This window comes from Serratia plymuthica NBRC 102599 (assembly GCF_001590925.1).
Lineage (GTDB): Bacteria > Pseudomonadota > Gammaproteobacteria > Enterobacterales > Enterobacteriaceae > Serratia > Serratia plymuthica.
In genome coordinates, this window is sequence record NZ_BCTU01000001.1 from 135,638 (window position 1) to 154,061 (window position 18,424).

16 protein-coding genes and 1 pseudogene are annotated in these 18,424 nt (G+C 60.1%); 10 read left to right on the top strand and 7 right to left on the bottom strand.

From position 1 onward, the window contains the following. Positions 1 to 15: 15 nt before the first annotated feature. On the bottom strand, positions 16 to 900 hold the full coding sequence (gene rarD / locus SPL01S_RS00570; RefSeq protein ID WP_063196905.1) for an EamA family transporter RarD: 885 nt from the start codon (positions 898 to 900) through the stop codon (positions 16 to 18). A gap of 139 nt (positions 901 to 1,039) precedes the next feature. Here rarD and alkB point away from each other — a divergent pair, with 139 nt between their 5' ends. After that, positions 1,040 to 1,687 (top strand): DNA oxidative demethylase AlkB, encoded by a 648-nt coding sequence (gene alkB, locus SPL01S_RS00575; protein WP_004946782.1) that lies wholly within the window; start codon positions 1,040 to 1,042, stop codon positions 1,685 to 1,687. On the opposite strand, the gene SPL01S_RS00580 is transcribed toward alkB, so the two are convergent. Next, on the bottom strand, positions 1,670 to 2,605 hold the full coding sequence (locus SPL01S_RS00580) for a LysR family transcriptional regulator (RefSeq protein ID WP_197913131.1): 936 nt from the start codon (positions 2,603 to 2,605) through the stop codon (positions 1,670 to 1,672). The two genes, alkB and SPL01S_RS00580, sit on opposite strands and share 18 nt — an antisense overlap. Positions 2,606 to 2,693: 88 nt before the next feature. Between SPL01S_RS00580 and SPL01S_RS00585 the strand changes: the two genes are divergently transcribed. Next, positions 2,694 to 3,323 (top strand): alanyl-tRNA editing protein, encoded by a 630-nt coding sequence (locus SPL01S_RS00585; RefSeq protein WP_004946774.1) that lies wholly within the window; start codon positions 2,694 to 2,696, stop codon positions 3,321 to 3,323. 27 nt (positions 3,324 to 3,350) lie between these two features. Here the strand turns inward: SPL01S_RS00585 and idnD are convergent, their stop codons facing one another. The 3 genes from idnD to SPL01S_RS00600 form a co-directional block, all read right to left on the bottom strand. After that, positions 3,351 to 4,397 carry an L-idonate 5-dehydrogenase gene (gene idnD / locus SPL01S_RS00590; RefSeq protein WP_062867962.1) on the bottom strand — a complete coding sequence of 349 codons (1,047 nt, stop codon included), beginning with the start codon at positions 4,395 to 4,397 and terminating at the stop codon, positions 3,351 to 3,353. Continuing rightward, a complete protein-coding gene (locus tag SPL01S_RS00595; protein ID WP_020439406.1) occupies positions 4,397 to 5,761 on the bottom strand; it encodes an MFS transporter in 1,365 nt (454 codons plus the stop codon). Before SPL01S_RS00595 ends, idnD begins: the two co-directional genes overlap by 1 nt. Positions 5,762 to 5,859: 98 nt before the next feature. Continuing rightward, positions 5,860 to 6,627: an SDR family oxidoreductase gene (locus SPL01S_RS00600; protein ID WP_006326506.1), complete on the bottom strand. Its 768-nt coding sequence runs from the start codon at positions 6,625 to 6,627 to the stop codon at positions 5,860 to 5,862. A gap of 356 nt (positions 6,628 to 6,983) precedes the next feature. Here SPL01S_RS00600 and SPL01S_RS00605 point away from each other — a divergent pair, with 356 nt between their 5' ends. After that, positions 6,984 to 8,237 (top strand): enolase C-terminal domain-like protein, encoded by a 1,254-nt coding sequence (locus SPL01S_RS00605; protein ID WP_004946762.1) that lies wholly within the window; start codon positions 6,984 to 6,986, stop codon positions 8,235 to 8,237. A gap of 41 nt (positions 8,238 to 8,278) precedes the next feature. On the opposite strand, the gene SPL01S_RS00610 is transcribed toward SPL01S_RS00605, so the two are convergent. Further along, the gene (locus SPL01S_RS00610) at positions 8,279 to 8,995 is read right to left on the bottom strand and encodes a FadR/GntR family transcriptional regulator (protein ID WP_062867960.1); all 717 of its coding nucleotides are present in this window, start codon (positions 8,993 to 8,995) and stop codon (positions 8,279 to 8,281) included. Positions 8,996 to 9,300: 305 nt separating this feature from the next. Between SPL01S_RS00610 and SPL01S_RS00615 the strand changes: the two genes are divergently transcribed. Continuing rightward, on the top strand, positions 9,301 to 10,596 hold the full coding sequence (locus tag SPL01S_RS00615) for an MFS transporter (RefSeq protein WP_063196910.1): 1,296 nt from the start codon (positions 9,301 to 9,303) through the stop codon (positions 10,594 to 10,596). 15 nt (positions 10,597 to 10,611) lie between these two features. Here SPL01S_RS00615 and SPL01S_RS00620 read toward each other — a convergent pair whose 3' ends face one another. After that, positions 10,612 to 10,860: a hypothetical protein gene (locus SPL01S_RS00620; protein ID WP_062867958.1), complete on the bottom strand. Its 249-nt coding sequence runs from the start codon at positions 10,858 to 10,860 to the stop codon at positions 10,612 to 10,614. 177 nt (positions 10,861 to 11,037) lie between these two features. Between SPL01S_RS00620 and SPL01S_RS00625 the strand changes: the two genes are divergently transcribed. The 6 genes and pseudogenes from SPL01S_RS00625 (at position 11,038) to SPL01S_RS00650 (ending at position 18,322) form a co-directional block, all read left to right on the top strand. Further along, complete coding sequence (locus SPL01S_RS00625) at positions 11,038 to 12,663, top strand: TIGR04028 family ABC transporter substrate-binding protein (RefSeq protein WP_063196912.1); 1,626 nt, start codon at positions 11,038 to 11,040, stop codon at positions 12,661 to 12,663. A 10-nt stretch (positions 12,664 to 12,673) separates the two neighbouring features. Further along, positions 12,674 to 13,618 carry an ABC transporter permease gene (locus SPL01S_RS00630; RefSeq protein WP_063196915.1) on the top strand — a complete coding sequence of 315 codons (945 nt, stop codon included), beginning with the start codon at positions 12,674 to 12,676 and terminating at the stop codon, positions 13,616 to 13,618. Continuing rightward, positions 13,615 to 14,505 carry an ABC transporter permease gene (locus SPL01S_RS00635; RefSeq protein ID WP_013813698.1) on the top strand — a complete coding sequence of 297 codons (891 nt, stop codon included), beginning with the start codon at positions 13,615 to 13,617 and terminating at the stop codon, positions 14,503 to 14,505. Before SPL01S_RS00630 ends, SPL01S_RS00635 begins: the two co-directional genes overlap by 4 nt. Next, positions 14,505 to 16,180, top strand: a pseudogene (locus SPL01S_RS00640) (dipeptide ABC transporter ATP-binding protein). Before SPL01S_RS00635 ends, SPL01S_RS00640 begins: the two are co-directional and overlap by 1 nt. Beyond that, entirely contained in the window at positions 16,170 to 17,216 is a 1,047-nt protein-coding gene (locus tag SPL01S_RS00645; protein ID WP_063196917.1) for a putative FMN-dependent luciferase-like monooxygenase, read from the top strand. Before SPL01S_RS00640 ends, SPL01S_RS00645 begins: the two are co-directional and overlap by 11 nt. Then, positions 17,213 to 18,322 (top strand): alkylhydroperoxidase domain protein, encoded by a 1,110-nt coding sequence (locus SPL01S_RS00650; RefSeq protein WP_063196919.1) that lies wholly within the window; start codon positions 17,213 to 17,215, stop codon positions 18,320 to 18,322. The genes SPL01S_RS00645 and SPL01S_RS00650 overlap by 4 nt, the downstream gene beginning before the upstream one ends. The last annotated feature ends 102 nt before the right edge of the window (positions 18,323 to 18,424 follow it).

An 18,424-nucleotide genomic window follows, 5' to 3' on the forward strand; every position in this document is an offset into this window, starting at 1 on the left:
ATTCACGTGACGCCGTCACTTTATCTGCCGGCGGCGCAACAAGTGACGCGTACCTTCCGCCACCAACAACAGCACCGCCAGCCAGATCGGAATATAGGTCAGCCATTCGTCGCGGCCGATACTCTCGCCCAACAACAGCGCCACCACCACCAACAGCACCGGCTCCACGTAGCTCAGCAGGCCAAACAGGCTGAACGGCAGCAGGCGGCTGGCCAGGATATAACACACCAGCGCGGAGGCACTGAGAATACCCAACAGCGGGATCTGCACATACAGCAGCGGATGAGTGGCCAATGCGGCCTGCGGCCCGTTTCCGCCAAAGGCGAACCAGCCGGCGACCGGCAGCATCAGCGCCAGTTCGCACCACAGCCCGCCAAGGTTATCGGTGCCGAAATGCCGACGCAGAATAAAGTAAACCGGATAACCCAGCGCCACCACCAGCGTCGCCCAGGAGACGCCGCCGACCTGATACAGCTCGTTGCCGACGCCGATAATGGCGCAACACACCGCCAGCTTTTGCAGCAGCGACAGGCGATCGCGGAAAATCACTCGCCCTGCCAGCACCATGGTCAGCGGCAACAGGAAATAACCGAGCGACACCTCCAGCGCCTTGCCATGCAGCGGCGCCCACAGGAACAGCCACAGCTGAACCCCCAGCAGCGCGGCACTCAGCGGCAGAAACAGCAGGCGGCGCGGCCGCTGTTTGATCCAGCGCAGCGTCTCGCTGACCCGGCGCCAGTCGGCGGAAAAAATCATAAACAGCGTCAGGAACGGCACCGTCAGCAGGGTGCGCCAGCCGAAGACCTGTTCGCCGTCGAGCGGGGCCAGCGTGGAGGTGTAGTAATACATCACGGCGAACAATACCGAGGCGACAACCGAAAGAACGATCCCTTTAATCACGTGCGATCCCGAAAGGTTATTGATTTTATTGCAGGTACTCTAGAGAAGTTTGGCGCGGACAACAATGGCGCGCATCACACTGGACAATCCTCGGTGGCGAGTTAAAATAAATACTGGGTATTCATACAGGTATTAAGCAATGACTCTCGATCTTTTCGAAGACGCCGTGCCACCGCCGTGGCGCGAGCAGATCGCTCCGGGCGCGGTGGTGATGCACGGTTTTGTGCGCGACCACGGGCCGGAACTGCTGGCGGCGGTGAAGGGGGTGATCGCGCAGGTGCCGTGGCGGCACATGACTACGCCGGGCGGCCATGTGATGTCGGTGGCGATGAGCTGGTGCGGCAACGGCTGGAGCAGCGACAGCCGCGGCTACCGTTACTCCGAGCGCGATTCGCGCAGCGGCAAACGTTGGCCGCCCATCCCGGCTATTTTTATGGCGCTGGCGGACGAAGCGGCGCAGCAGGCGGGCTTTGCGCCGTTCGTGCCGGATTCATGCCTGATTAACCGCTACGATCCCGGCAGCAAGCTGTCGCTGCATCAGGATAAAGACGAACACGATTTTGGCTCACCGATCGTCTCGGTCTCCCTGGGATTACCGGCGGTGTTCCAGTTCGGCGGCATGCAGCGCAGTGACCGGGCCCAGCGCATTCCCCTGGCGCACGGCGACGTCGTGGTGTGGGGCGGCCCGTCGCGGCTGTGCTTTCACGGCATTATGCCGATCAAAGAGGGCTACCATTCGCTGGTGGGGCCGCACAGGATCAACATCACCTTACGCAAGGCGCTTTAGCTGCGGCTCTTTGGCCAGGCAGGCGACCAGATAATCGATAAACACCCGCAGTTTGGGCGGCAGATGCTGGTTGGGTGCATACAGCAGCCACAGGCCGCCGTGGTAGCTGCTGAGGAAATCCCACGCCGGCAGCACCTGCACCACCTCACCGCTGTCCAGCGCCTGTCGGGCGGTAAAGTAGGGCAGGCTGCCGATACCGAGGTGCTGTTTCACCGCATCCAGCCGCACGCCGGTATGGTTGGCGGCATAGCGGCCGCGCACGTTCACCGTGATCGTTTTACCGGCGCGACGGAATTTCCAGCGGGCGTCGTTGGGCGTTTCCCCCAGATAAATGCAGCTGTGCTGTGCCAAATCCTGCGGCTGCTGTGGCGTGCCGTGCTGCGCCAGATACTCCGGCGTGGCGCACAACAGATGTTCTATCGTCATCAACTGGCGGCCGATCAGCCCGGGTGACGGGCGATCGGTAATGCGTAACGCCAGATCGACCCGATCGTCAATCAGGTCCATATAGCGGTCTTCCAGCCGCAGACGCACGTCCACCTTGGGGTAGCGGCGCAAAAATGCCGGGATATGCGGGTGCAGCACGAAGCGGCCTACCGCTTTGGGGACGCTGACGCTGATCAAGCCTTCCGGTTCTACGGCGCCCTGGCCGCTGATTTCCATCACCGAATGCGCGGCCTCCAGCATGTTGCGGCAGCGCAGGAAGGCTTCTTCGCCCTGTTCGCTCAGGCGCAGCTTGCGGGTAGTGCGATGTAGCAGTTGCAGCGCCAGTGCCTGTTCGAGTTTCGCCACGCTGCGGCTGGTGGCCGAGGGCGAGGTGCCCAGCAGGCGGGCGGCGGCGGAGAAGCTGCCGCTTTCCACCACCTGAACGAAAACGGCCATTTCGGCCAGCAGAGAATGGGATAGATTTGTGCTCACAGCGCAAAGGTCCATTGTAAAGAAGACGGATTATCCTTTGATTATGGCATGAATATACTAGGCAGCGTTCCGTAACCAGGAGAAAGCCATGACCGAACGACTTTATTATTACAGCGACGAGCTACAGGGCGAAGCGCAGGTGTTGGCCTGCACCCCGGTCGAAGACGGCGGCTATGCCGTGGAACTGAGCGCGACGCTGTTCCATCCGCAGGGCGGCGGGCAACAGGCCGATACCGGCGCTCTCGGCGCCATCCCGGTACTGCGCGTGGCGCAGCAGGGCGATAAGGTGCTGCATTTCACCGCCGAACCCGTGAGCGCCGGGCCGGTGAACCAACAGGTAGATGGCGAGCGGCGCCGGTTGCACGCCCGTTGGCATTCCGCCGGCCACCTGATTGGCTGGGTGGGGGAAAACCACGGCTGGCAACCGGTGAAGGCGCATCATTGGCCAGGAGAAGGGCGCATCACTTTTGCGCCGGGCGCAGACCCGCAAACGCTGGAGCAAGGTGCCCTGCAGGCGGAACTGCAACGGCTGATCGCGGCCAATTTGCCGCGCAGGCAGTTGGACGTCGATGGCGTGCGTCAGGTGGGGTTCGGCGATCTGCCCGTTTACGGCTGCGGCGGCACCCACGTGGCCTCGCTGAGCGAATTGGGCGCGGTGACCATCACGGCGGTGAAGATGAAAAAAGGGCAGTTGATTGTGCAGTATGAAATGGGCTGAGCAGGCTCAGCCCCGGCGATAAATCGGTCAGAATCGAATTTGCACCTTGGAAGACAGGTTTTTGTCGGCGGCGGCGATCAGCGCATTTTCAATCGCTTCCGGCGGGTATTCGCCGCTGAGCAGGGGCAGCGGGTCGATGCGGCCGTCCTGCAACCATTTAACGGCGGTAGTAAACTCGTCGACAAAGCGGAACGAACCGACCCAACGGATTTCCTTCACCAGCATGGGCATGACCGGATAATCGACGCTGTTGGCGCCCATGCCCACTTGCACCACGGTGCCGGCGGGGCGGGCCAGGGCCACGGTTGAGGCTATGGCCGCCGGGCTGCCGGAGGCTTCAAACACCACGTCGAAATAGCCTTTATTTTCCTGATAAGGCGCAGCACTGCCCTCATTCAGCGGATTGAAGGTGGCGGTGGCGCCCATTTGCCGGGCCAGCGTCAGGCAACGGTCACTGACATCGGAGGCGACCAGTTCGGACGCGCCGGCGCTGCGTGCAGCGGCCAGGATCAGGCAGCCGATGGGGCCTGCACCTATCACCAGCACACGTTTCCCCACCAGCGTACCGGCAACATTGACTGCATGAATGGCAACCGCCAGCGGTTCGGCAAAGGCCATCACCTGTGGCGCGACGTTATCGCGGTAAGGAATGCATTGTTGCTCCGTTGCCACCACGTATTCGGAAAAACCGCCGTTAACGTGCGGATTAAACTGCGCACTGCCCATAAAGCGCATGGTGGCGCACAGATTTTGTTTGCCCGCCAGACAGTATTGGCAATGATTGCAGGGTTGCGATGGGTTGACCGCCACCCGCTGCCCCACCCGCAGTGCCGATCCGGCGGGGGCCTGGCTGACGGTGCCGACGAATTCATGCCCGACCACCATCGGGTGCTTGAGGACCGACATGCCGGCGCGGCCGTGCTGGTAATAATGAATATCGGAGCCGCAGATGCCGCCGCGTTCCACTTTCACCAACACGTCATTCTCATCGTATTCCAGCTCGCGCAGCTCAACGCGCACGTCTTTTTCACCGTAGGCGAAGCAGGCTTTGCAGCTTAGGGTCTTTTTGCTCATTATTTTGCCTCAATGTTGTGGAGGTCCGCGTTGGCGTGCGGCGGTAAAGGTTTTTCCGGTTTCGGGGGAACGAGCACCTCAATCTTGCCGACCAGGAAGGTATACGCCAGCAGGCCCATTAGCGCGACGGCGGCGATATACCACATCGCATAGTGGAAGTTATTGGTGCGTTGCAAAATGACGCCAATGACGATCGGGCTGACGATGCCGGAAAGGTTGCCGCAGATGTTCAGGCAGCCGCCCATGGTGCCGATGAAATTGCGCGGGATCACATCGCTCCAGACCACCCAGCCCAAATTGGAGAAGGCGTTGGCGAAGAAGGCGATGGACAAAATGGCGATGGCGATCACCGGTTGGTCTTCGAAAAAGTTGACCAGGCAGATAATCATGGTCAGGAACAGGCCCGACATGACCGGCAGTTTACGGGCAAAGGTGCGGGACTTGCCCTTTTTCAGCAGCATATCGCTCAGCGTGCCGCCGCACAGCACGCCGGCCATCGCCATCAGGTAGGGGAAGGACGCGCCCAACCCGGCTTTGGCTATCGGCAGGTGCAGCCCTTTTTCCAGGTAAACGATAAACCAGGTCAGGAAGAAATAGAGCGTGGAGGAACAGGCGAACTGGGCGATGAACAATCCCCAAACGGTGCGCTGCCTGAGGAAAAAGGCGATATCGCTCCAGCGCACTTTTTCGCTGACGTTAGCCTGGTTTTTGGAGCCGTAACCGCCACCTTCACGAATGTAATCCAGCTCCCGCTGATTGGTTTTGCGGCTGTGCTGCGGATCGCGGTAGGCGATCAACCAATAGATGCCGAACAAAATGCCGACGCCGCCAGACAGATAGAACGACATCTCCCAACCGTATTCCGCCACTATGTAGGAGAGCGCCGGGGTTAACAGCGCCAGACCGATATACTGCGCACTGGAGTAAATGGCCGTGGCGCGCGCACGCTCATGGTCGGGAAACCAACTGGCGATGATCTTGGTGTTGGACGGGAAGGAAGGGGCTTCGGCAACGCCAATCAGCGCCCGGCAGGCCAGCAGCATCAGGAATGACGCGGTCGCGGTGGCGAATAAATGGTGCGAGGCAAACCCCATCATAAAGGTAAACAGGCTCCATAAAATAATGGCGCTGCCGTACAGAATGCGCGAGCCGATGCGATCCAGCACGTAACCGACCGGGATCTGGCTGGCGGCGTAAAACCAGGTAAACATGGAAAACAGCAATCCCAACTGGGTGGCGCTGAGATCGAATTCGGACTGAATCTTGCTGCCGGCGACGGACAGGTTGGCCCGGTCCATATAATTTATTGCCGTGACGATAAACAACAGCGACAGAATAAAGAATCGCGACTTTGTTGCTTTCATTTTTTTGTCCTGGTGAGTGACTTGTTTTTATAGGTTTTTTGGGTACAGAGGCGGTATGCCCGCCGTGGGCAAATACGCATTCGGAGGCTGTGGGAAAATTACAACACGGCAAGCCAACCGCCATCGACGTAAATGATTTGCCCGTTAACGTAATTCGACGCGTCGGAAGCCAGATAGACGGCGGTGCCGATCAACTCCTCCGGTTTGCCCCAGCGCTTTGAGGGATTGCTGGCTTTCACCCAGCTGTCGAAGGCTGGGTTGTCAACCAGCGCGGCATTCATATCGGTCAGAATATAACCTGGGCCAATGGCATTGGACTGAATGTTAAATTCGGCCCATTCGGCCGCCATTGAGCAGGTCAGCATCTTGATGCCGCCCTTGGCGGCGGTATAAGGCGCTACCGTCGCACGGGCCGCCTGGCTGGTCAGCGAGCCGATATTGATGATTTTTCCGCCCTTGCCGCGGGCGATCATCCGCTTTGCGGCGGCACGGGCAACGATAAAGGCGCTGGTCAGGTTGGTATCGAGCACGCGTTGCCACTGCGCCAATTCCAGATCGACCAGCGGTTTGCGATATTGAATGCCGGCGTTGTTGATCACGATGTCGACTTCGACGTGCTCCCGATCGAGCTGGCTGAATACCGCTTCAATGGCTTGTTCATCGGTCACGTCAAAAGCAAAACCGCGTGCCCGGTGGCCTTGCGATTGCAAGCGTTCGACCGCTGCCTGTACCGTCGCGGGTTGGGTGCCGTTAAGGATAACGGCGGCACCGGCCGCCGCCAGCCCCTCAGCGTAGGAAAAACCTAATCCGCGGGTGGAACCGGTCACCAGCGCCGTTTTCCCCGTTAAATCAAACAGAGCAGACATATCAACCCCTTATGGTTGGTTAAATGATCCTGATGCCTGCCGGGCCGTTAGGGGCATTATACGAAATGTTGCACCAACAGCTTGTATGACATCATTCATATTAAAATTGCGGTAAGCCTTGATGGAAATCAATGCGGTTAAACGGTTTTTGAAACTTCGATCACAAAAGAAAATTTCATTGTGGGAAGGGTTTATTTTAAATTGCATATAAAACAATTAGTTATTTTGTCTGTGTTTTACAGTATGACGCAGCGCACATAATTTTTAATTGGCGCTTTAGGGCTTGCGTCATCGGTGATATAAGTTTCTCCATCTTGTAGGACAACTTATAAGTTTTACGATCAAAGGAGTTTCCAGTGGGCAATCTAAAAATCACCGGCGTGAAAACCATTCTCACCGCCCCAGGCGGCATCGATCTGGCGGTAGTGAAGGTAGAGACCAACCAACCGGGGCTGTATGGGCTGGGGTGCGCGACCTTCACCCAACGCATACATGCGGTGAAAACGGCAATTGACGACTACATGGCGCCGTTTTTAATCGGTAAGGATCCGGCGCGGATCGAAGATATCTGGCAATCCGCCTGCGTAAGCGGTTACTGGCGCAGCGGGCCGATCATGAATAATGCGCTGTCCGGCGTCGACATGGCGCTGTGGGATATCAAAGGCAAGGTCGCCGGTTTACCGGTGTATGAACTGCTGGGGGGCCAGTGTCGCGATGGTATACCGCTGTATTGCCACACCGATGGCAGCGATGAGTTCGAGGTGGAAGACAACATTCGTGCGCGTATGGAAGAGGGTTACCAATACGTGCGTTGCCAAATGGGGATGTACGGCGGGGCGGGGACGGATGACCTGAAGCTGATCGCCACTCAGTTGGCGCGGGCAAAAAACATTCAACCCAAACGTTCGCCGCGCAGCAGCACGCCGGGCATTTATTTTGATCCGGATGCCTACGTGAGAAGCGTGCCGCGTCTGTTTGAACATTTGCGCGACAAGCTGGGGTTCGGCATCGAGTTTATCCATGATGTGCATGAGCGGGTGACGCCGATCGCGGCCATTCAACTGGCTAAAACGCTGGAACAGTACCAACTGTTTTATCTGGAAGATCCGGTGGCGCCGGAAAATATCGATTGGTTGAAAATGTTGCGCCAACAGTCCTCTACGCCGATCTCAATGGGGGAGTTGTTTACCAACGTCAATGACTGGAGAACGCTGATTACCCACAATCTGATCGATTACATCCGCTGTCACGTCAGCACCATCGGCGGCATAACCCCGGCGAAAAAACTGGCGACGCTGAGTGAAATCCACGGGGTACGCACCGCATGGCATGGGCCGGGGGATATTTCTCCGGTTGGCGTAGCGGCTAACCTGCACCTGGACATGAGCCTCACCAATTTCGGTATTCAAGAGTACACGCCAATGAATGACGCGCTGCGCGAGGTGTTCACCGGTTGCCCGGACATTGAGCGGGGTTATGCCTACCTGAGCGATCGCCCAGGGTTGGGCATAGATATCGATGAGAAAAAAGCGGCGCAGTACCCGTGCATCGGCGGGATCCCGTCCTGGACGCTGGCGCGCACGCCGGACGGCACGGCATCCCGGCCTTAACCTCGCTTGAGGGCGCATTTATTGCGCCCTTTGCAAGCGAGCTACTCGCTGCCCGATGCCGTCTTCTTGAGTTTTTCGATGGCGATGACGTTCTCCGCCATCGCCTCATTGAGCACCGCAACGGCGGTAGAAGAGTCGCGGTTCTTAATCGCCATAAACACCTTGATGTGCGCCTCGACGCTTTCCAGCGAGATGCCCAGTGCCCGGTTCAGTTCTTCCAGATAGTAGTAATAGGTGTCTTTGATCGAGTGCATCACGTTGTAGAACACTTTGTTCTGCGACGCTTTGGCGATCGCGAGATGAAACTCGAAATCGGCCTGGGAATACTTCTTGTAATCGTCTTTGTTGACCAGCATGCGGTTCAGCGCCTGTTCCAGCGCGGTGATGTCTTCCGGTGTGGCGTTTAATACCGCCAGCTCCATGCATTTGAACTCTACCGTTTGGCGGAACACCATCATGTCGTGAAACTCTTCACGGCTGAGGTGCATGATGGGTTGCTGTTCGTTGAACAGGTTTTGCGGATTGAGGTGTTTGGCGACGAAGCTGCCTTTGCCCTGATGGGTCACCACAATGCCCAAATCGCGCAGCCGCTGCACCGCGCTGCGAATGCTGACCCGGCTGACGTTGAAAGAGGCGGTCAGTTCGGCTTCTGAAGGCAGTTTGCTCCCCGGCGGCCAACTGCCGTCCAACAGTTTTTCTTTGATTTGTTCGTAAACCGCGTTGACCACGTTGTGTTTTTGGATTGATTGAAGACTCATGATATCCGTCGCATAAGTTGTCCTACAACATGCCTGTGGTATAGCACGCCGCGCTACAGGTGTGAAGTTTTTCACCGCATTTTTGCGTGGCTGGACCCAGCCAAGGCGTCATAAATTTATTTTGTGATCGCCATTTCAATTTACGGTACTGGCGATTGATTGCGGTGCAATAGTGATTCATTTTTGATCTTGAAGGATGTCATACAAGTAATGGTATGACATGTGGTTTTTTAAAATGATAAACAGAAAAGCCCTGTCTGCCCGTATGGACCGGTATTCATTAAACCTCCCTTGGGAAAACTCACATGAACATCAATTTACCCGTCAAACTGGCGCCAATCCGCTGGCGAAAGCTTATCCCACTGGCTTTTATCACCTATAGCCTGGCCTACCTTGATCGCGCCAACTACGGTTTTGGCGCAGCGGCAGGGCTGGCACAGGATCTCAATATTACGCCCGGCATGTCGTCACTGCTGGGAGCCTTGTTCTTCCTCGGTTATTTCTTTTTCCAGGTGCCTGGCGGCATTTACGCCGAGAAACGCAGCGCGAAGGCGCTGATTTTTGGGAGTCTGGTGCTGTGGGGGATTTTGGCCACGGCCACCGGCTTGGTCAGCAATGTGGCGACCTTGGCCGTTATCCGCTTCCTGCTCGGGGTGGCGGAGAGTGTCGTGATGCCGGCGATGTTGGTATTCCTCAGCCATTGGTTTACCAAGCAGGAGAGGTCGAAAGCCAATACCTTCCTGTTCCTGGGTAACCCCATCACCGTGCTGTGGATGTCGATCCTGTCCGGTTATTTGGTCGATGCCTTCGGCTGGCGCGGCATGTTCATCATTGAAGGGGTGCCGGCGATTATCTGGGCGGCAATCTGGTGGGTAATATTTGTCGATCGGCCAAAAGATGCCGCTTGGCTCAGCGAGCAGGAAAAAGCCGATCTCGAGGCTGCGCTGGCCGCTGAACAGACTGGCATGCAACCGATTAAAAATTACGGTGAGGCATTCCGTTCCCGCAAGGTTTTGGCGCTGTCGTTTATTCATTTCTTCTGGAATATCGGCATGTACGGTTTCATCATGTGGCTGCCGTCGATTTTGAAAACGGCCTCCGGCATGGGCATCGTCGCTACCGGCTGGTTATCCGCCGCGCCCTATCTGCTGGCGGTGCCGCTCATGCTCAGTGCATCCTACTTCTCTGATAAATATCAGCAACGCAAACCGGTAGTGCTGCTGTTCCTGGGATTGGGCGCGGTATGTTTTTGCGCGTCCTTCACGCTCGGAGCCCATCATTTCTGGCTGTCTTATGTGCTGCTGGTAATAGCCGGCGGGGCGATGTATACGCCGTACGGCCCGTTCTTTGCGGCGATCCCGGAGTTGCTGCCGCGGAACGTGATGGCGGGGGCAATGGCATTCATCGTGAGTTTCGGCGCATTGGGGTCATTTGTTGGCGCCTGGATTGTCGGCTATCTCAATGGCGTTACGCAGGGGCCGCAGGCGTCTTACGTCTTTATGGGCACGTCGCTGATTATCGCGGTGGCGCTGACGGCGCTGACCCGTTTCTCCAACCCGGCGCCGCGGATTGGCGCGCCTGACGCCGCGGCCTGCCGATAAGGTCAGGCCGGGTGGTCATTTCGCCAGCCCGGCCTGTCGCAGCTGGGTGCAGAAAGCGCATTGGCATCCGGCCTGCGGCAATGCTGCGCAGGTGCCGATGTTGATCGCCTGCGCATCCATCGCGTGAAAACCATAGAACATGGTCTCGAGGTTACTTTCCGCCGCACGCGCCTGTTCTGGCTGCGGTTCCGGCACCTTCGACTGAAACGCGGCCGCCCGCCCGGCCAGCAGGCCAAGGAACAGCAGCGAGAGTTGAATTTTCATCCTGGCTCTCCTGATTTTAGTTTTTGATACACTATAACATTACCTCTATTCTGCCAAGCCAGAGCGCCTTGTGCGTTTTCCACCCTTGGTTAGCGAAATTAGTTCGTTCAACTCCCCGCCGATTTGGTTTGTTATCTCACCCATAACGTTCCGAAATAAAGAAGGCGTGGCAAATCTATGTTTAAGTTCTCTTTCAACACATTAACCGGCGGGATAACAGTGGCATTGGGCCTGGCGGCGAGCGTTCATCCGGCGCTGGCGGCGGTGCAGGGCGGCACGCTGGTCTACCTGGAACAGCAGGCGCACACCAACCTTTACCCGCCCTCCGGCGGTTTCTACCCCAACGGCGGTATCCTCAACCAGATCACCGACAAACTGACCTATCAGAACCCGAAAACGCTGGAGATTGAGCCGTGGATCGCCGAATCCTGGAGCAGCAACGCCGATAAAACCGAATACACCTTCAAGCTGCGTCCGGGCGTCACCTTCTCCGATGGCACGCCGCTGGACGCCAACGCGGCGGCGAAGAATTTTGATACCTACGGTCTGGGCAATAAAGACAAACGCCTGCCGGTGTCGGAGGTGATCAACAACTATGACCGCAGCGAAGTGATCGACCCGCTGACCGTCAAATTTTACTTCAAACGTTCATCGCCGGGCTTCCTGCAGGGCACCGCCACCATCGGCTCGGGGCTGGTGTCCCTCGGCACCCTGAACCGCAGTTACGACGAACTCGGCGACGCGCGCCATATCATCGGCTCCGGCCCGTTCGTGGTCAGCGGCGAAACGCTGGGGCGCGAAGTGGATCTCAGCGTACGCAAGGACTACACCTGGGGGCCGGCCAAACTGGCGCAGCAGGGGCGCGCCAATCTCGACGGCATCAAGGTGATCGTCACCGGTGAAGACAGCGTGCGCATTGGCGCGTTGCAGGCCGGTCAGGCGGACTTTATTCGCCAAATTCAGGCTTATGACGAGAAGCAGACGCAGGATCAGGGGTTCACGATTTACGCCGCCCCGACGCGTGGCGTTAACGACAGCGTCGCCTTCCGGCCGGACAACCCGCTGGTGAGCGACCTGCGGGTGCGCCAGGCGCTGCTGCATGCCACCGACAGCAAGCAAATCGTCGAGACGCTGTTCTCCGCCAATTACCCGCAGGCCAAATCGGTCATCGCCTCGTCCGCCGCCGGTTTTGTCGATCTGTCCGACAAGCTGAAGTTCGATCCGCAGTTAGCCAACCGTCTGCTGGATGAAGCCGGCTGGAAAAAGGGCAGCGACGGCCTGCGCGAGAAAGAGGGCAAAAAACTGCTGCTGAATGTGTATGAATCCCTGCCGCAGCCACAGAACAAGGCGGTGTTGCAGCTGGTTTCGCAGCAGTGGGGCAAGGTGGGGGCGCGGCTGAACATCCTGGCCGGCGACGCCGGCAGCCGGGTAGCGGATAACCTCGATCCGCAGAAAACCCCGGCGACGGTGGTGGAAGTGGGCCGCGCCGATCCCGACGTGATTAAAAGCCAGTTCTACCCGACTAACCGCGATGCGCTGCTGCAAAAAGGCGGCAGCGGCAAGAACAGCCAATTCAGCGATGACAAGCTGAACGCGCTGCTGCTGGGCATCGCTTCCGAAGTCGATGCGCAAAAACGCCTGCAAATCGCCGGCGAGGCGCAAAACTACCTGCTCGATCAGGCCTATGTGATCCCGTTCTTTGAGGAGCCGCAGGTGTTTGCCGGCGCGCCTTATCTGAAGGGCGTCAGTTTTGAAGCGGTCGGCCGCCCGAGTTTCTATGGCGCCTGGTTAGAGAAACATTAAGGAGGCCACGATGACCCGATATCTGGCGAGGCGCATTGGGCAGGCGGCGCTGGTGCTGTGGGCGACCTTCACCCTGTCGTTTATCCTGCTGCAGGTGCTGCCCGGCGATGCGATTCTGATTAAGTTCCAGAACCCGGACATGGGGTTAAGCCCGGCGCAAATCGCCGATATGCGCGCCGCTTATGGGGCCAACGTCTCGCTGTGGCAGCAGTATTTGCACGCGCTGGGCAACGTGCTGCGTGGCGATCTGGGTTACTCGATTCAGGCAGGCGTGCCGGTCACCGATCTGCTGGCCACCAACCTGCCCGCCACGCTGCAACTGGCGGTGCTGGGCTTCTCGCTGGCGCTGCTCCTGGCGCTGGCGATTGCCTTTCTCTCCAATTTGAGCGGTTTCGGCGGGTTGAGATCGGCGTTGCAATCGCTGCCCTCGTTGTTTGTCTCGGTGCCCACCTTCTGGTTGGGCATCGTGTTGATCCAGGTCTTTTCATTCCAGCTCAAGTTGATCCCGGTGATCAACCCGGGCGAGTGGGAAGGGTTGATTCTGCCGATCGTGACGCTGGCGGTACCCATCTCCGCCCCGCTGGCGCAGATCCTGATCCGCAGTATCGATCAGGTCCAGACCCAGCCGTTTGTCGCCGTGGCGCGCGCCAAAGGCGCCAGCCGCAGCGGGGTGTTGTGGCGGCATGTGGCGCGCAACGCCATGCTGCCCGCGCTGACCATCGCCGGCATTTTGTTCGGCGAGCTGATCGCCGGGGCGCTGATCACCGAAACCGTGTTTGGCCGCAGCGGGCTGGGGCAACTGACACTTCAGGCGGTGCTTAATCAAGACGTGGCGGTGTTGCAGGCGATTGTGGTGATTTCCGCCGCCGCCTTCGTCACCATCAACCTGCTGGTGGATCTGCTGTTCCCGCTGCTGGATCCCCGATTGAAAACGCAAACAGGAGCCGCCGTATGAGCAGTATCTCCTTTGAAAAAGCGACCGTGCCGGAACGCGATCTGGCCGGGCTGGAAAGCGAAGGCACTTTACCGGCCAGCCGCCCGCGCCGCCGCAGGCGCGTACCGGTGACGCTGTTGCTGGCCTGGGCGGTGATCGCCATCGCGGTGCTGTGGGCGCTGGCGCCGCAGCTATTTACTGCCTACAGCGGCACCGAGGGCATTGCCGGCGCGCAGCGGCTGGCGCCGGGCGGGACACACTGGCTGGGCACCGATCAATTGGGGCGCGATCTTTACGCACGCATTGTTTATGGCGCTTCGCAAACGCTGTCCGCCGCGCTGGTGGCGGTGGCGCTGGGCTTGTTGCTGGGTACCGCGCTCGGGCTGATTGCCGGTGCGGTGGGCGGCGTGGCGGACGATGCGGTCATGCGCCTGGTCGATGTGCTGCTGTCGATTCCCGGCCTGCTGTTGTCGCTAAGCATCATTATCCTGCTGGGGTTTGGCACGGTGAACGCCGCCATCGCCGTCGGGATCACCTCGGTCGCCAATTTCGCCCGCCTGGCGCGCGCGGAAGTGGTGCGGGTGCGGCACAGCGATTACGTCGAGGCGGCCTATGGCAGTGGCGGCACCTTTTGGGCGGTGCTGTGGCGGCACATTCTGCCGAACTCGCTGACCTCGGTGATTGCCTTCTCGGCGCTGCAATTCGGCAGCGCCATTCTGGCGATCGCCACCCTGAGCTTCCTCGGCTACGGCACGCCGCCGCCAACGCCGGAGTGGGGGCTGTTGATCGCCGAAGGGCGCAACTACATTTCCACCGCTTGGTGGCTGACCACTTTCCCCGGTTTGGCGGTGGTGGCGGTGGTGCTGGCGGCTAACCGCATCAGCCGCGCGCTGGCGAGGACGCACTGATGAGCATTCAAACCGCATTGCAACGGGCCGCCGCCACGCCGGTGCTGGAGCTGGACAAGGTGTCCATCGCCTATCAGGAGGCGGCCGGCAGCCGCCGGGTGGTACACGACGTTTCGTTCTCGATCCAACCGGGTGAGGTGGTGGCGCTGGTCGGTGAGTCCGGCTCGGGCAAGACCACCACCGCGCAGGCGATCATTGGCTTGCTGACGGAAAACGGCCGTCTGGAGCAGGGGGCAATCCGCCTCAACGGCACCGACATTACCCACTGGTCGTCACGCCGACTGGATGCGGTGCGCGGTGCGCAAATCAGCCTGATCCCGCAAGACCCTTCCAGCTCGCTTAACCCGGTAAAAACCATCGGCGAGCAGGTGGCGGAGATCGTCAATATTCACCGCCGCTTGCCGCGCAAGCAGGTGCAGCAGCGGGGGTGGTGGAACTGTTGACCCGGGTTGGCCTGACGCACCCGGAGCTGCGGGTGCGGCAGTATCCGCACGAGCTTTCCGGCGGCATGAAACAGCGGGTGCTGATCGCTATCGCCATTGCGTTGCAGCCGGCGCTGATCATCGCCGATGAGCCCACCAGCGCGCTGGACGTCACGGTGCAGAAACGCATTCTTGATCTGATCGACGAGCTGCGGCAGGAATTCGGCACCGCGGTATTACTGGTGACCCACGATCTGGCGGTGGCGGCGGAGCGCGCCGATCGGCTGCTGGTGTTTCGCCACGGCCGGGTGCAGGAACAGGGCGTGACCGCCGAGGTGCTGCGTGCCCCCGCCAGCGACTATACCCGCCGGCTGTTTGCCGATGTGCCTTCGTTGGCCGGCGGCGCCGCGCCGCAGCTAAACCTTGGCACGCAAGCGCCGGCGATCCAGGTTAACGGGTTGGTGAAAGATTTTCGTCTGGCCGGCTCCGGCGGCAAAAGCTACCGCGCGCTGGATCAGGTTTCTTTCAGTGTGCAGAGCGGCACTACTCATGCGCTGGTGGGGGAATCCGGCTCCGGCAAGACCACGCTGGCACGCTGCCTGCTCGGTTTTCAGCGGCCGGACGCCGGGCAAATCATTATCGACGGCACCGATTTCACCCGGCTGAAGGGGGAAGCGCTGCGCCAGTTCCGCCGCCGCATCCAACTGGTGTATCAGAACCCCTTCGGTTCGCTCGATCCTTCGCAGACGCTGTATCAGGTCATTGAAGAGCCGCTGCTGAACTTCGAACCCTTGGGCAAAGCCGAGCGCTATCGTCGGGTGCGTGAGCTGTTTGAACGGGTGGCGCTGCCGGACGATCTGCTTGGCCGCAAGCCGCGCGAGCTGTCCGGCGGCCAACGCCAGCGGGTGGCTATCGCCCGCGCACTGGTGTTGCAGCCAAGGGTCCTGGTGCTGGACGAAGCCACTTCGGCGCTGGACGTGACGGTGCAGGCGCAGATCCTGCGCTTGCTTCAGGATTTGCAGCAAGCGTTGGGGCTGACCTATTTGTTTATCTCGCATGACCTGGCGACGGTGCGGCAGATTTCGCACAGCGTATCGGTGTTGCACCGTGGGCAGCAGGTGGACGGTGGCGCGACCCGCGACCTGTTCGCCATGCCGGGCAGCGATTACACCCGCCAGCTGATTGAGGCCATTCCCGGCCGCCAAGGGTATGCCGCACAGCCAAAGAATGAGGACGCGTTCCATGAGCAGTAAGAGACTTGGTTTTTTCACCCGGTTGTTGGATCAGGGCAGCGCGCAACAGCGTTACCGGCTGGCGACCGAACAGATTGTGCATGCCGAACGGGCCGGGTTTGATACCGCCTGGGTGGCGCAACACCACTTCCATGAGGATGAGGGCGGCCTGCCTTCACCGCTGGTGTTTTTGGCGCAGGTGGCGGCGCGTACCCGCCATATTCGGTTGGGCACCGGGGTTATCACGCTGCCGATGGAATCGGCAATTCGCGTGGCGGAAGACACCGCGGTGCTGGATCTGTTGTCCGACGGCCGGCTGGAGGTTGGCATTGCCGCCGGCGGCACCCCGTCCTCGTTCAGCGCCTTCGGGTTCGATGCCCAACAGCGCAACGCGGTGTTTGCCGATAACCTCGATACCCTGCTGCGGGCCTGGCGCGGCGAGGCGTTGGGCGGCGAGGATAACCGCTTGTATCCGGCAGCGCCGCAGTTGGCGCGGCGCGTCTGGCAAGCCACTTTCTCGGTGGAAGGCGGCGAGCGCGCAGGGCGGGCCGGTGATGGCCTGATGCTGTCGCGCACTCAACCCCGCCCGGCGGATACGCCGGATTTGCCGCTGGACGCGTTGCAAAACCCGATTATCGACGCCTATCTGGCGGCGCTGCCGCCCGGCATAGCGCCGCGCATCATGGGCTCGCGCACGGCGTTTGTCACCGACCACAGCCAGCAGGCGCGTGACTTCGCCGCACAGGGGCTTGGGCGGGGGCTGGAACGCCTGCGCGCCAGCGGCCACCGGCCGTCCGATGAATCACTCGACGGATTGATTCGCGCCTTTGACGTGCACCTGGGCACGACGGATCAGGTTATTGCCTCGCTGCAACAAGACAGCGCGCTGGCACGGGTGACCGATCTGGCGTTTCAGGTGCATTCGATCGACCCGCCGCACGCCCATGTGCTGCGTTCGATCGAGCTGATCGCCCGCCATGTTGCTCCGGAACTGGGCTGGCAACGCCGCAATCCCGCTTCCATCTCCCACGAACATCACGCTGAGGAAAAGGTATGACAACCGCATTGAACACTGAAGATCTGCTGGCGACGCTGGCGGAGATCGTGCCCGGTTCGGCATTGGCGCAGGCCAGAGCGACGCGGCAGGCGGCGACAGGCGCCATTCAGGCCAGCTATCAGGCGCTGTTTGCTCCCGCCGACGCCGGGGATTTTCCGCCGGCGCAGCGGCTGCTGATCGCCCAGTGCATCAGCGAATGGCAGGCCGACCAGCCATTGGCCGCACACTACGCGGCGTTGCTGGAACAGCAGGGCGGTGCACCGGCCGGCCCGCGTTGGCAGGCGGCGCTGGCTCATGCCGAACGGCTGGCGTTCAAGCCCGCCAGCGCCGACGCTCAGCATTTGCAGGGGTTGCAACAGGCCGGTTGGTCGCTGGACGATATCGTCACGCTGTCGCAACTGATCGCGTTTGTCAGCTTCCAAAGCCGCCTGCTGACCGGTTACCGGCTGCTGGGCGACAAACCTGTTGAGGTGACCGGCACCCCGGTCAGGGCCGGCGCTTGGCGTACCGACCCCGTTACCTTGAGCGGCCGCCATGCGCCGCCGGTGTTTACCCGCCAGGAACTGGGGTGGGAACCCTGGATCGCCGCCAAGCCGCTGGCGGAGTTTGATGAGCCGGGCCAGGCGTTGTTGACGCGTTTCGGCCATAGCGATTCGGATTATTTCCGCCTGCTGGCGCGCAATCATCCGGTGCTGGAACAGCGCACGCTGGCGGACAGGGCGATTTTCTATACCCCCGGCGGGCTGGAGCGTAAAGATCGCGAACTGGCGGCGACGGTGGCCAGCAAGGTCAACGGTTGCATCTATTGCGCTTCGGTACATGCGCGCAAGGCAGCGCAACTGTCGAAACAAACGGAAGAGGTGCAGCGTCTGCTGGACGTAGCGCCGGGCGGCGTACTGAGTGAGGGGCAAGGGGATCGCTGGCGGGCGCAGATTGATTTTGCCGCCGCGCTGTCCGCCACGCCGCCGCAGGCTGAAGCCCGGCATCTGGCAGCGCTGCGCGAGCAGGGGCTGGACGAACTGGCGCTGTTGGATCTGGTGCAATCAACGGCGTTCTTTGCCTGGGCTAACCGGCTGATGCTGACCCTTGGCGAACCCTATGTCTGATACCCTTTATCTTTCAAGCTGCAGCGTTGTTGGCTGCGTACGCGCGCCCCAGTCACTTACTTGAGTAAGCTCCTGGGAACCCACGTACTTGCCGCCTAGCTG